Source organism: Virgibacillus oceani (assembly GCF_014638995.1).
Classification (GTDB): Bacteria; Bacillota; Bacilli; order Bacillales; family Amphibacillaceae; genus Virgibacillus_E; species Virgibacillus_E oceani.
Genome location: NZ_BMFR01000012.1, coordinates 1 through 14,084, shown reverse-complemented (window position 1 = coordinate 14,084; position 14,084 = coordinate 1). Strand labels below are relative to the sequence as shown.

Annotated in this window: 9 protein-coding genes, 1 pseudogene and 1 riboswitch; of the genes and pseudogenes, 4 read left to right on the top strand and 6 right to left on the bottom strand. The window is 39.4% G+C overall.

The annotated features are described in order from the left end of the window. Positions 1-119: 119 nt before the first annotated feature. The 3 genes from uvrA (at position 120) to IEV74_RS13560 (ending at position 5,571) form a co-directional block, all read left to right on the top strand. Positions 120-2,588: an excinuclease ABC subunit UvrA gene (gene uvrA, locus IEV74_RS13570; protein WP_188455919.1), complete on the top strand. Its 2,469-nt coding sequence runs from the start codon at positions 120-122 to the stop codon at positions 2,586-2,588. Positions 2,589-2,702: 114 nt separating this feature from the next. Beyond that, positions 2,703-4,436 (top strand): ABC transporter ATP-binding protein, encoded by a 1,734-nt coding sequence (locus IEV74_RS13565; protein WP_188455918.1) that lies wholly within the window; start codon positions 2,703-2,705, stop codon positions 4,434-4,436. Positions 4,437-5,033: 597 nt separating this feature from the next. Then, positions 5,034-5,078: riboswitch (PreQ1 riboswitch) on the top strand. Positions 5,079-5,085: 7 nt separating this feature from the next. Next, a complete protein-coding gene (locus IEV74_RS13560) occupies positions 5,086-5,571 on the top strand; it encodes a QueT transporter family protein (RefSeq protein WP_188455917.1) in 486 nt (161 codons plus the stop codon). 289 nt (positions 5,572-5,860) lie between these two features. On the opposite strand, the gene IEV74_RS13555 is transcribed toward IEV74_RS13560, so the two are convergent. The 6 genes from IEV74_RS13555 to IEV74_RS13530 all read right to left on the bottom strand — a co-directional run bounded on the left by IEV74_RS13555 (position 5,861) and on the right by IEV74_RS13530 (position 12,150). Continuing rightward, complete coding sequence (locus tag IEV74_RS13555) at positions 5,861-7,462, bottom strand: ABC transporter permease (RefSeq protein WP_188455916.1); 1,602 nt, start codon at positions 7,460-7,462, stop codon at positions 5,861-5,863. Then, positions 7,462-8,361 carry an ABC transporter ATP-binding protein gene (locus tag IEV74_RS13550; RefSeq protein ID WP_188455915.1) on the bottom strand — a complete coding sequence of 300 codons (900 nt, stop codon included), beginning with the start codon at positions 8,359-8,361 and terminating at the stop codon, positions 7,462-7,464. Before IEV74_RS13550 ends, IEV74_RS13555 begins: the two co-directional genes overlap by 1 nt. Before the next feature lie 13 nt (positions 8,362-8,374). Beyond that, a complete protein-coding gene (locus tag IEV74_RS13545; RefSeq protein ID WP_188455914.1) occupies positions 8,375-9,007 on the bottom strand; it encodes a TetR/AcrR family transcriptional regulator in 633 nt (210 codons plus the stop codon). Between the two features lie 272 nt (positions 9,008-9,279). Further along, the gene (locus IEV74_RS13540; protein WP_188455913.1) at positions 9,280-10,467 is read right to left on the bottom strand and encodes an amidohydrolase; all 1,188 of its coding nucleotides are present in this window, start codon (positions 10,465-10,467) and stop codon (positions 9,280-9,282) included. Positions 10,468-10,559: 92 nt separating this feature from the next. Then, positions 10,560-11,414, bottom strand: a complete 855-nt coding sequence (locus IEV74_RS13535) for a VOC family protein (RefSeq protein ID WP_188455912.1) — start codon at positions 11,412-11,414, stop codon at positions 10,560-10,562. A gap of 139 nt (positions 11,415-11,553) precedes the next feature. Further along, on the bottom strand, positions 11,554-12,150 hold the full coding sequence (locus tag IEV74_RS13530) for a lysophospholipid acyltransferase family protein (protein WP_188455911.1): 597 nt from the start codon (positions 12,148-12,150) through the stop codon (positions 11,554-11,556). Positions 12,151-12,310: 160 nt separating this feature from the next. On the opposite strand from IEV74_RS13530, the pseudogene IEV74_RS13525 reads away from it, so the two are divergent. Beyond that, positions 12,311-13,914: pseudogene (locus IEV74_RS13525) on the top strand (catalase); the annotation flags it as partial. Positions 13,915-14,084 lie beyond the last annotated feature (170 nt).

Genomic DNA, 14,084 nt, shown 5'->3' with positions numbered 1-14,084 from the left:
GTCCAATGACGGATAATTAGCTTCTAAGCCCTTTGTTTCAACATTAATTTTTATCAACCTTTAGACTTGCATTAATGTTATACAATTAATTTATAAAAGCGTTAAAAGGAGGAATTACCTTGAAAGACACTATTATTATCAAAGGTGCACGGGAGAATAATCTTAAAAATATTACACTTTCGATTCCCAAGCATAAGCTCGTCGTATTGACTGGACCATCCGGATCTGGAAAATCGACGTTGGCAATGGATACGCTGCAAAGGGAAAGCCAAAGACAATATATGGAATCGATGGGGATGGCAACAGATGGATTCAGTAAACCAAAAGTTGATTCCATGATTGGCTTGTCCCCCTCTATTAGTGTCGGCCAGCATGTGACAAACCGGAATCCCCGTTCCACAGTTGGAACCATAACAGATATGTATACGTATTTACGATTGATCTATGAAAAATTGGGTGAACGCCTTTGTCCTAACTGTCAAACTGCAATTTTTCCTACCCTTGAAAAAGGTGAAGACCATGAAGACTCATCTAAACAATATATTCACTGTCCAAATTGCCATCACCTTATAGAAAAACTTACACGTTCACACTTCTCGTATAATACATTGGAGGGTGCATGCACGACATGTGGTGGTCTTGGCAATGTAGTGGACATTCATTTAGAATCTGTTTTCGATGAAGATTTGAGTTTACGTGAAGGCTGTGTCAGGATCAGCATTTGGAATGGAACATACGGTGATTACCAAAGGAATATTTTAAAGGCAGCTGCCAATCATTACGGAATACCGTTCGATGAGAATCTGCCTTTGAAGGATTTTGACGATGTACAACGGGACTTACTGTATTATGGCGTGGAAAGTGAAGTCTTTTCTTCCCATTTTCCAAATGTAAAGCCACCTAAAACTGTTGGGAAAGGAAAGTTTGAAGGAATTCTTACTGGTATGTGGAGAAGATACAAAGAAAAAGATGGTCATTCAGGGGAGGCTGCTTATTTCTTTTCCCAGTCTTGTCCCGATTGTAATGGTAAACGGCTTAAAAAGGAAAGCAGGGAAGTACTAGTCGCGGGTGCCCCAATCACAGATGTTTCAACCTTATCTATTGAAGCAATGCATTCTTGGTTGTTAAAACTTCAAAAGTCACTTGATTCAGATGATTATGCGGTTGTAGAAACGTTTTTACTAGACTTAATTTCAAAGGTAAATCGAATTGTCCATGTAGGTTTAGGATATTTATCACTCGACAGACAGACAATAACACTTTCTGGAGGGGAAGCGCAGCGGCTGAGGTTAGCATCCATTCTCGGTTCAGGACTGACAGGGGTCCTCTATATTCTAGATGAGCCAACTTTGGGCCTTCATCCAAAAGATACAAAAGGGTTAGTAACCATTATGAAGCAGCTCAGAGACTTAGGAAATACTGTTCTTGTCATTGAGCACGATTTAGATGTAATGAAAGAGGCGGATCATATTATTGACATAGGACCTGGTGCGGGTATACACGGCGGGACTGTAGTAGGAGAAGGAACATTGGACAGACTAATGACACAAGAGCAGTCCATTACAGGAGCATTTTTAAGAGAAAGACCTTTACCATCTAAGAATCGCCGAAAAGGTACCGGACAGTTTTTGACCATTCATAACACTACGAAACATAATTTAAAAAATGTAACGGTATCCATCCCATTAGGTTGTCTTGTTTCTGTCACGGGTGTTTCAGGATCCGGGAAATCTACGTTAATTTTCGATGTACTTGCTTCTTTCGAGGATGGTATATATCAGGATTGTGATAGCATTTCTGGTTTCTTGGCGGTTAATAAAGTAATTAAAGTTAGTCAGTCACCGCTAAGTCGCATGCAGCGCTCAAATGTTGCCACATACACGGAGGCTTTTACATTAATACGAAATCTGTTTGCCAGTCTGCCTGAAGCGAAAGAAAATAAACTGAAGCCAAAAGACTTTTCCTTTAACACTCCTGGCGGGAGATGTGAAAACTGTCAGGGACTTGGATTTGTTTCGATAGCCATGTATTTCTCCCCAGATATAGAAGTACAATGTCCTGTTTGCCATGGCTCACGTTTTAAAGAAAATATATTACAGATCACTTACGAGGGTTGTTCCATTTCTAACATTTTGGATATGTCAATCGAAGAGAGCTTGCCTCTTTTTAAAGATCATAAAAAATTATTTCCAATTGTTCAATTATTAAATGAAATTGGGCTTGGTTATCTGAAATGGGGACAATCACTTACAACATTATCTGGTGGTGAAGGACAGCGTCTAAAGCTAGCAAAAGAATTAAATAAACAAACAACCAACCACACACTCTATTTGCTGGACGAACCATCAACAGGTCTGCATCCGACAGATGTTAAACAGTTACTGTTACTTTTAAATAGACTTGTAGATGCAGGAAATACTGTTATCGTTGTTGAACATAACAGTGATCTGATTAGTGAATCGGATTGGGTAATTGATCTTGGTCCAGAAGGCGGAAGTGCTGGAGGAAGAGTCGTTGCTGAAGGTACCCCAGAAGAAATCGCTGATGCTAAAGACTCTCATACTGGTGCTTATCTGAACTTAAAGTAAGACAGGAAAGGGAGAAAAACGGCGTTTAAGGTTGTGGTTATTAGGATAGCTCATCCAGGCAAGCATAAACGCCCTTACCTTCTCTTTTAATAAATGACGACAGGAGTACAAACAATGGAAAAATCAAAAAACGAAAGCCTAAAACCTTTTTTATCCCTGCTAATGTCAACCAACATTCCTAAAATTGCACTGACAATAGGTCTCATAGGCAGTGTTTTTACAACCCTTGTTGGTCTTTCTATACCGTTATTAACAAGGGAATTGGTAGATGGCTTCTCCGTTGAATCGCTAAGTATCACGCTCATCATTGCGATTGGAGTTGTGTTTATTTTGCAAGCTGTTTTAGATGGTGTATCTACGTATTTGCTTGCTGCAGTTGGCCAAAAGATTGTTGCCAGATTAAGAGAGCTGATGTGGCTAAAGCTAATTCGGCTGCCGGTCAGCTATTTTGATAAGAAAAAAAGCGGTGAATCAGTAAGCCGTGTTGTTAACGATACAGGCATCGTAAAAGACTTAATTTCACAGCATTTTCCACAATTCATAACAGGGATTATTTCGATTATCGGTGCGATTATCATTTTACTTATTATGGATTGGAAAATGACACTATTGATGCTGCTCTCCGTTCCTGTAACAATAGCTATTATGATGCCCCTTGGCAAGCAAATGGCAAAAATCTCACGTGGCTTGCAAGATGAGACAGCTGGTTTCCAAGGTGATATCCAGCAAACATTAAGTGAAATCCGCTTGATGAAATCCTCGACAGCAGAACAGTCCGAACAATCAAAAGGTATTTCCGGAATTGGGAAATTACTGAACTTCGGCTTAAAAGAAGCACGTATTTTTGCCCTGATTGGTCCACTGATCTACCTTATTATCATGGTAGTTATTGTCGTTATTATCGGTTATGGAGGAATACGAGTCGCAGAAGGCTCCATGTCTACTGGTTCACTTGTTGCATTTTTGCTCTACCTGTTTCAAATCGTTTTTCCAATTACATCATTTGCAATGTTTTTTACCCAATTACAAAAAGCCAAAGGTGCAACGGAGCGGATTATTGAAATACTGGATGTATCACTGGAAGAGGGGCAGGATGGCATCCATAAAGATATTACGAATGAAACTGTTTTTGTCCAGGATGTTTCATTTTCCTATAGTGATGATGAACCAGTGCTAAAAAATATTTCACTTGAAGCCCGTCCAGGTGAAATGATTGCTTTTGCCGGACCAAGCGGCGGGGGTAAAACGACGATGTTCGGTCTGCTCGAACGCTTTTACGAACCAGATTCGGGAGAAATTCGAATTGGTACGATTCCTATTAAAGATTTATCGATGGAATCGTGGCGCAGTCAAATTGGCTATGTTTCACAGGAAAGTGCGATGATGGCAGGTACAATCCGGGAAAATCTATGCTATGGTCTAAACGATCAGGAAATTTCTGATGAACGATTGTGGGAAGTAGCTGAAATGGCCTATGCTTCCCAATTTATCAAAGCATTTCCGAGTGGATTGGACACAGAAGTTGGAGAACGAGGCGTAAAATTATCTGGTGGTCAGCGACAGCGAATTGCCATCGCACGTGCTTTCTTGCGTGATCCTAAGATTCTTATGATGGATGAGGCAACGGCAAGCTTAGATAGTCAGTCAGAAGGTATTGTCCAACAAGCATTAACACGTTTAATGGAAGGACGAACCACCTTTGTCATTGCCCATCGATTATCAACAATTGTTGACGCTGATAAGATAATTTTTATCGAGAACGGGCAAGTAACCGGCAGCGGAACTCACCAGGACCTAACAAAATCCCATCCATTGTACCGCGAATTTGCAGAACAGCAATTGACATAGCAAAACTAAAATTGGTGGCTGGGAAATTACGTTCGGCTCAAAAAACGAACGAATACAGGACAGGAAATTTAGAATGTTACTTTTTAAAATGTGGGATCTTAATACGTATTTGACGTAAACTGCGACGTAAGGAATAATTCATATTCCGTTAAATTAAAACTAGCTTGAGAATATTATAAAATAACCGACAATATCATATGTAGTGCATTATAATCTCATTGCAATGATGAGTAGAACGAAATAGAAAAATCATTTACCCTTATACTAGCAGCCCGTATACACGGAGACTCCTGTGGGAGATGAGGCATCGGTGAGACCCCGGAGCGACGAGCAAAACATCCACCGCATAAGCTACGAGTTGTGAGGAGTGCAGCATCACCGAAAATGCTTGCAACACGACGAACACCCAGCGTGAGGAGGCTCATCAGCCGCCCACGGAAAGCGAAGTGTATACGGGCTGCGGGACCAAAGAGCGTCCAAAATAATGCAAAATCACCACAAGTATTTACGTCGCATTTTACGGAAACTACGACATTAAAATGCAAGAATTCTTCCCTTTTCGCTAGAATTATACTATACTTAGATTTGGCTTTTCTGAAATACGTGGTTCGAAACCATCCCACGAAAAAAAACTAGGGAGCGATTTATTATGAATATCAGAACATTAGTCGTAAATGCCTTAATTGCTGCATTGTATATTGCAGTATCTGGGTTAATCCAGCCAATTGCATTTTCGAGTATTCAGTTTCGCATTCCGGAAATGTTTAATCACTTAATTGTATTTAACAAAAAGTACTTTTTCGGAATTGTACTAGGTGTATTTTTAGCTAATTTATTCTTTTCACCATTGGGAATATACGACCTTACTTTCGGGGTTGCCCATTCTGCAATTTCTTTGGGAATCGTTATATTATTATCTAAATATATCAAAAATGAATGGTTTTTATTGATAGCTAACACACTAGTATTTACGTTCAATATGTTTATTATTTCATTTGAACTTAATTTAGCTTTAGAACTGCCATTCCTCGTAACATGGTTAACAACCGCTGCTGGCGAGTTTGTTGTCCTGGCAGTTGGTATACCAATTATGTATGCTTTAAATAAACGAATTCAGTTCAATAAGCTAATATAAAATAAAACTCCATTTATCGAGGATTTTACTGACCGTTAACCCAGGATAGAATTAAGGAGCTGCAAACTATAAAGTTGCAGCTCCTTTTTCTTTAGATTATATATGATACACATCGCGCAAATCCGTTAACCCGCAATGTATTTATAGAACTGACTATTATAAAGGCCAGCAAAGAAACCCTTTTTCGATAAAAGTTACGAAAATTATCCTTGTTCAATCATCTTTCCTTGATCACCAAAAAGAAATATCCGAACTAATACAAATTCTAAGTAAGAATGAATAAGCAGACTCATCCTTCAATATCCCGCTTTTTATATCCAATAAAACCGAAAACCACCAAAACTAACGCCATTATCGTTAGAGCAATTATTGGCATCCACTTCATATCCTCAACCGGCAGCTGCGGAATATAACCGAACGGAGAAAGCTTTCCAGCCCATTCTGGAAATTGGAACAACCCTCCCAAATAAAGAACAATAAAAGAATAAAATACATATAACCAGATTAGACTAGTCAATTTGGGAAGAATGCCGATTAACAAAACAGCAGCACCAATCATAACAAGAATCGCAGGATAGTACACTAGTGCCGCTCCATAAATCGTGTCAAATGAAAAACTATCTTCCATAACGGCTGTTCCTGCTGACCAAAGACCAATCGCAGCGAGTGAAATCATGATAAACCCATTTACAGCGGCAGCAATAAAATAGCTGCCTATAAGTCTAGTACGAGAAACCGCCCTGCTTAGCAAATGTTCAATGCGATTCTTTTTCTCCTCGCTATTTAATTTAACCATTGCCATTACAGGAGGAACAGTTGAAAGTATCCCCATTATAATCATTAACATCGGAATAAATTGTTCCGTTAATGTATACCCTTCCTTAGCCACAAGCATTTGCTCCAGCATCTCATTACCTTCAAAGAAAGTTTCCAAGTCACCTAAAACAGATCCGTAAGAAAGACCCATCACAAGCATGCCAATTGCCCAAGCGATTGTTCCAGTTCGCTGCAATCTTACGGCTAGACCGATTGGGCTTTGCAAAAAGGCAGTTGCGTTTTTTCTTCCAGGTCTTGACGGAAAAAAGCCTGCTTCTAAATCCCGAATTGCATTTAAATAGCCTGCTAGTATAAATAGAATAATAGATACGCCAATCATCAATAAAACTGGCCACCAGTTATTAGCAGAATATGCCTCTGTTTGTGTAACCCATCCCAGAGGCGAAAGCCACGATAACGCTTCATTGCTAACATCACCTACAGCTCGAACAAGATATGCGATTAAAAGAACCGCAATCGAATAACCAACCACCCCGCGGGAACTTTCTGAAAGCTGTGCAAATACAGCTGTTACACCCGTAAAAAATATCCCGGTTACCCCTAAGACAGCACCATAAAGCAAGGAACCCTCAAGCCCCATACTTTCTATACCTAATGCATACAATCCAAAACCAGTGGTAAATGCCAATACCACATTCGTTGCAGCTAAAACTAAAATAGCAGCATTCACATTAGATAGTCGTCCTACCGGCAGTGAACGGATCATCTCAATACGTCCATCTTCCTCATCTGCTCTTGTATGCCGGTTGACAAGAAGAATACTCATCAGCCCAACAACAATCGCTGTAAAAAGCAGCATTTGATGAGTCGTCATGGCACCAGTAGTGTAATTATTAAGATCACCAGGTCCTACCATTGCTGTCATTGCGGGGTTTTGCATTGTTTCCGCCATGGTATCCCTTTCTTGTTGGGACGAATACATACCATCAAATGCAATTGGAATAATCAGCGTAAAGAAGGCAATTCCTACTAACCATAAAGGAATACGAATACGATCCCGTCTTATTATCATTTTAGACAAAGACCCGGTATTTTTATAAATTGATCCAGCCATCAGGATACACCTCCTGCTCCTTTACTTTCATAATGACGCATAAATAAATCCTCCAATGTCGGTGGTGTACTTTCCAATTTCACAATGCCAAATTGAGTCAAATGTTTTATAACTGAATCTAATTCTTCCGTATCCACCTGGAAGGAAAGGTCCTTATCCCGTTCTTCAATATCATGTACACCTTTTAATTCATTTAAAGAAGTAAGTGGCTGCTTCGTTTCAACAAGCAGATTTGTTCGTGTTAAATGACGCAGTTCACTCAACGAGCCAGTTTCAATGATTTTGCCTTGACGAATAATACCCACCCTGTCACATAATTTTTCAACCTCAGATAAAATATGACTGGAAAGCAAGACACTTTTCCCTGCTTTCTTCGCATCCTTCACACATTCCTGGAAGACCTGTTCCATTAACGGATCAAGCCCTGAGGTTGGCTCATCCAAAATATATAAGTCGGCATCAGATGAGAATGCCGAAACTAACGCAACCTTCTGTCTATTTCCTTTTGAATAGGTACGGCATTTTCTAGTTGGATCCAGATCAAATTTCCTGATCAATTCTTCTCGTCTGCTTTGATTATTTCCCCCGCGCAGCTTTACAAAGAGGTCAATAACCTCCCCACCAGTTAAATTCGGCCACAAATTAACATCACCCGGAACATATGCAATACGTTTATGAATTTCAACAGCCTCTGCCCAAGCATCCTTGCTGAAAATTCTTACCTGACCTCCCGTTGCCTTTATAATCCCCAGCAGTACACGGATTGTAGTTGACTTACCAGCACCATTTGGACCGATAAATCCAAAAACCTCTCCTTCTTTAACCTCAAGATTAACGCCGTCAAGTGCCGTAAACTTTCCAAACCTTTTCGTTAAGTTATCGACCTTTAATACAGTCATTTTCTAGAACCCCCTATTTTCTGTAAAAGCTCAATTTCAAAATATCCATATACTCATAGAACTCTTCCCAGATTGGATCATAATTAATGGTTGTTAAATTTTGGCCATGAAGTCGTTTTTTTAAGTCATTCTCATAGCCTTCCATGGACCATCGGATAATCTGAAATATTTTATCTACATCAGCATCATCACGGAACATTGTTTTATCGATATTCTCATAGATAATGGAGTGTCCTCGTGCATAAAGCTCTTCAAATTTCCTTTTTAACGGTAACGGCAAATCCAGCTCATCCTCTAAAAGAAAAGTACCCGCAAAATAAAAAACTTCAGCATTTTCTGCAAAGCATTTCATTTTTATTTGCCCTGCTTTTTTCATACGTTCAATCATATCGGGGTCATCTATATCAATCATATTTAAATACTTATACATTACGATATCAAGTGCGTAATCAATTAAATAATGGTAAAGCTCTTTTTTATTAGTGAAATAATAAAATAACATTCCCTTTCCGATTCCAGCGCTTTTTACAATTTGATTCGTTGACGCCCTTTCATATCCATTCTCTGCAAATTCTTTTAGTGCAGCATTTAAAATGCGCTGTTGTTTATTTTCATCGAGGTTTTTAAAAGTTTGTGTAATGCCCATCACCCCATTTAATTATTTTTATTCATGTTTCCAGCGAGTAGACCAATTCGGTCGATTCAAGGATAACATCGTAGACCACCCCGGTCAATGAGTTTTTTTGTCGATAAAAGACAAAAAGAGTGGACTGATTATAGTCCACTCCTCACTATTTTAATTCATTAAGTTACGTAAGGTTCAAGTGTATATGTAAAGTTTTTTATAAAAAATATTCCTATGATATAAAGCAATAGTGCCATCCCTTTATATATGGAATGACACTATTGCTCACTAAATTAATCTATTTCATTGTAACTGCAAACAACCTGCGCAACTGATTTTGCCGCAACAAGGAGCGCATCTTCATTAATATCAAATTTAGGATGATGATTAAAATATGGCTCCTCCACCCCTTTTGGCGTACAGCCAATATAAAAGAAGCAGCCAGGAATCTTCTCTAAATAGTAAGCAAAGTCTTCCGAAGGTGAAAGCTTTGGAAACTCTCGCACTTCTTTAATATCTTTATCGTTCATACTTTGCAGACTTTCAGCAACCATTCCTGTTATTTCCGGATCATTGTATAACGGCGGGTAGTCAGCAGCATAATCAAGCTCACACTTCACACCAAATTCTTCTTCTATTCCTCTTACAATTCGCTTAAATTCTTTTTCAATCGTTTGACTGGTTTCATCACTCATATAACGAATATCGCCCTCAAGCTCCACACTATCTCGAATAACATTGAACGTGCCTTTACCATCAAATGAACCTATCGTGACAACTCCTGACTCAAAGGGATTTAACCTTCTGCTGACAATTGTTTGAACCGCAGTAACAAAATAGGAACCAGCTACAATGGAATCATTAGCCATATGCGGGGAAGAACCGTGACCACCAATCCCTTGAATTACTAATTTAAAATGAGTCCTCCCGTTAAACGAATAACCGCTATGGTATCCAACAACGCCAGCAGGAGCAAGCGGTAATACATGTGTACCGAAAATAGCATCCAGGTCGTTTAATATCCCCGATTCAACAATACTTTTTGCCCCACCCGGAGGCATTTCTTCAGCATGCTGATGAATTATCTTTATTGTACCTTTAATTGAATCCTTAAATCGAATTAAACAATCAGCAAGGATGAGCATATAGGCTGTATGTGCGTCGTGGCCACATGCATGCATGACGCCATCATTTTTCGACTTAAATGGAACATCAGCTTCTTCCGTAATCGGCAGTGCATCAAAGTCTGCTCTGAGTCCAATTGTTTTTCCGGGTTTACCACCCTTAATGGTGACAATAATACCATAGCCATTCCCTACATTTCGCTCCATTTCAACATCTTTTCCCTCATAAAAATCAGCGATGTACTGAGCCGTATTTTCTTCCTTAAAAGACAATTCAGGGTTTTCATGTAAAAAGCGACGAATTTCGATCATTTCATCTTTACGTGACGCTAACATTTCCAATAGCTCGTTTCTCATTTTTATGACTCCTTCTTTTGCATGTATTGATGATCATTCTAAACAAAAATAAAGAGGTTATCAAAATCTAGTTTTGACAACCCCTGCCTATTTTAATTAACCCTTAGTTGTATTCCGTTTCCAGAAGGGTCTTCCGTACTGTAATAATCCTGTCCTTTTACAACACTGACACCCATTTGTTCCAACCGGGCAATCACCTGTTTTCTAGTTGCTTCATTTGGAAAAACAAGCGAATACCAGTTAAGCCCTACGCTGTTCTTGGCAGGTGTTCTGGCACCTATACCGTTCCATACATTTAACCCTATGTGATGATGATAGCCACCCGTCGAAGTAAATAATGCACCAGGGTATTTCGTAACTACAGTAAATCCAAGACCATTTGTGTAAAAGTCATTCGTTTTCTCCAAGTCCTGAACGTGTAAATGTATGTGTCCCATCACGGTATCCTTTGGCAGTCCATCCCATTCATGATTACTTTCTGCAAGGAGTCCATCTCCATCTAATGGGTCTGTAGCCATCGCAACTTCACCACCCTCTGACCAGGTCCATTCTGATGAAGGACGATCATGGTAAACCTCAATCCCGTTTCCGTCTGGATCAGACAGATAAAGAGCTTCACTGACAGTATGATCGGATGCTCCCAACCGGACTTTTGAATTGATTATGTGTTTTAAAAACGCTGAAAGATCTGCACGTGTTGGCAATAGAATTGCAAAATGATATAAACCAGAAGTCCTTTCTTCTTTAGGGACTACATTGCCAGGCTGTTCCAATGTTAGAAGCGGCGTTTTGCCATCTGCTGTTAATACCGCTTTACGATCAGTCTGCTCTAGTACCTGAAATCCAATAGCAGCTTGATAAAAAGCAAGTGATTTATGCAGATTGATTACATTAATACTAAGTTCCCCAACAAATATGGCCGGTTTTTCAAAAAATTTCTTTTCCATTTATATCTTCCTTTTTTATTTTTGTCATTATCTATTACTATTCGATACAAGGTTACTTTATGTAATTAATTATACTTCTAAAATATCTTTTTGTCAAAAAAATAAAGCAGGAAATCAAGTCCCCGCTTTAACAAAGCCATCAACTATCTTCACGAAGCATTTGCTGTAAATGATTTAATTCTTTGTTCAACTCATCCATCATGATTTCCATACCTTCTTTTTTGGAAATGTTTTCTGGTAAATGAATTGGCTCTCCATAAATTATTTTTGCCTTCTTGCGTTTAAGGAGGTCTTTGAAGTTATTCGGTCCGACATATGCAACAGGAACAATAGGAGCTTTTGAATACCCCGCAATGGTTACTGCTCCCCTTTTTAACGGGACCTCTTCACTTGTTCTTGTTCCACTGGGAAATATACCAACTACCTTCTCTTCCGATAGCAATTTGCGAGGAATTTTTATCGAACTTGGCCCAGGGTTTTCGCGATCAACTGGAAATGCATTCAACTGCTGCATCAGCCATTTAAGTGAACCCCTTTGAAACAATTCCTTTTTGGCCATGTAATGGATTTTAATTGGTAATACCGAAATTCCAAGCCATAATATATCAACCCATCCTGTATGTGTACAGGCAATTACATATCCGCCTGATTGCGGAAGGTTATCTTTTTGATAAACTTTTAGTCTGCCAAATATACTGAGGAAAATTTTTAGAACATACGCTGCAAAATAATACATGAATGATTCCTTCTTCCAATATATTTTTAGGTTTCTATATTATTTTAGCACAAAGTATTATTACCTGGTACTAAAATTTACTTAATTTTACTGGTTTTCATTCAACGACAGGAATTAATTTTATCTTACTGGGCAACGTAAATAAAAGATTAATTAAAATAAAAAGGATGATAATCAATGAACAAAGATCACCAAACAAATATCGAGAATGAGGACACTTTAACAACCCGGCAAGGCCACCCCGTTACGAACAATCAAAGCATTCGAACAGTAGGAAATCGGGGACCTGCTACACTAGAGAACTATGATTTTATTGAAAAAATCAGTCACTTTGATAGGGAGAAGGTTCCTGAACGCATCGTGCATGCACGTGGTGCTGGTGCGCATGGTTATTTTGAAACATATGGAACTGCAGGAGATGAGCCTGTTTCGAAATATACAAGGGCAAAGGTTTTTCAGGAAAAAGGGAAACAGACTCCAGTGTTTGTCCGATTTTCAACAGTTGTGCATGGCCTGCATTCTCCTGAAACGGTTCGCGACCCACGTGGATTTGCGATTAAGTTTTACACAGAAGATGGAAACTGGGATTTAGTAGGAAACAATTTAAAAATCTTCTTCATTCGTGATGCTATGAAATTTCCTGATATGATTCATGCATTTAGACCTGATCCCGTAACAAATATTCAGGACAGTGAACGATTCTTTGATTTTTGCGCAAATTCGCCGGAAAGCTTTCATATGGTTACATTTGTTTATTCACCATGGGGAATCCCTGCAAACTACCGAATGATGCAAGGATCTGGTGTGAATACATACAAATGGGTAAACCAGGAAGGTGAAGCGGTCCTTGTGAAATACCACTGGGAACCGAAACAAGGAATCAAGAATTTGACTGTAAAAGAAGCGAGTGAGATTCAGGCAACAAACTTTAACCACGCAACACAGGATTTATATGATGCAATTGAACGCGGAGAATATCCAGAGTGGGAATTATTTGTACAAATTATGAGTGATGATGATCATCCCGAGCTCGATTTTGATCCGCTTGATGATACAAAAATATGGCCCAAAGATCAGTTTCCATGGCTACGAGTAGGAAAAATGGTTCTAAACAAAAACCCTGAGAACTATTTTACGGAGGTCGAACAAGCGGCATTTGGTACAGGAGTATTGGTTGATGGACTTGATTTCTCCGATGACAAAATGCTGCAGGGTAGAACGTTCTCCTATTCAGATACACAGCGTTACCGTGTAGGAGCTAATTATCTTCAGCTTCCTGTTAATGCTGCGAAGAAACGGGTGGCCACCAACCAAGCTGGCGGGAATATGCGATATGAGGCAGAAAATTCATCTGCAAAAAATCCTCACGTCAATTATGAACCATCCATTCTTGGGGGATTAAAAGAAGCGAAACAGACTGGGAAGGAATACACTCCAAAAGTCGAGGGCAATCTTGTTCGCGAATCAATTGATCGTCAAAGCAATACGAAACAAGCTGGTGAAACCTATCGTGAATTTGAGGATTGGGAAAAGGATGAATTAATCTCAAACCTTGTAGGTGACCTTTCCCAATGTGATAAGCGATTGCAGGATAAAATGGTCGCACTTGCTGAAGAAGCGGACGAGGAATATGGACGTCGTTTAAGAGAGGGCTTGGCTAATGCGGTGAAAGATGGATCGAGTAAAAATCCGCTCGGAAATAAGGACAGTGAGAAAGCACCAGAACAAGCCGTAGAAAAAGGACACGATGCTGATCCATACTAATGGTTAATAATAAAGAACAGGGAGCACACCCACCTGTGATCCCTGTTCTTTTTCATTAGCTGTATTCAAAATGATTTTTGTTCCTGCACAAAAGACATAAAATGCGACGTAATATTCTCGGGTCGCCGTCCGGGATCGCTGCGGGCGGATGCGCACCTTAGGGCACGGCC

Coding starts and splice junctions, on each gene's coding strand:
- IEV74_RS13565 (WP_188455918.1), top strand. CDS start 2,703: ATGGAAAAATCAAAAAACGAAAGCCTAAAACCTTTTTTATCCCTGCTA.
- IEV74_RS13560 (WP_188455917.1), top strand. CDS start 5,086: ATGAATATCAGAACATTAGTCGTAAATGCCTTAATTGCTGCATTGTAT.
- IEV74_RS13555 (WP_188455916.1), bottom strand. CDS start 7,462: ATGGCTGGATCAATTTATAAAAATACCGGGTCTTTGTCTAAAATGATA.
- IEV74_RS13550 (WP_188455915.1), bottom strand. CDS start 8,361: ATGACTGTATTAAAGGTCGATAACTTAACGAAAAGGTTTGGAAAGTTT.
- IEV74_RS13545 (WP_188455914.1), bottom strand. CDS start 9,007: ATGGGCATTACACAAACTTTTAAAAACCTCGATGAAAATAAACAACAG.
- IEV74_RS13540 (WP_188455913.1), bottom strand. CDS start 10,467: ATGAGAAACGAGCTATTGGAAATGTTAGCGTCACGTAAAGATGAAATG.
- IEV74_RS13535 (WP_188455912.1), bottom strand. CDS start 11,414: ATGGAAAAGAAATTTTTTGAAAAACCGGCCATATTTGTTGGGGAACTT.
- IEV74_RS13530 (WP_188455911.1), bottom strand. CDS start 12,150: ATGTATTATTTTGCAGCGTATGTTCTAAAAATTTTCCTCAGTATATTT.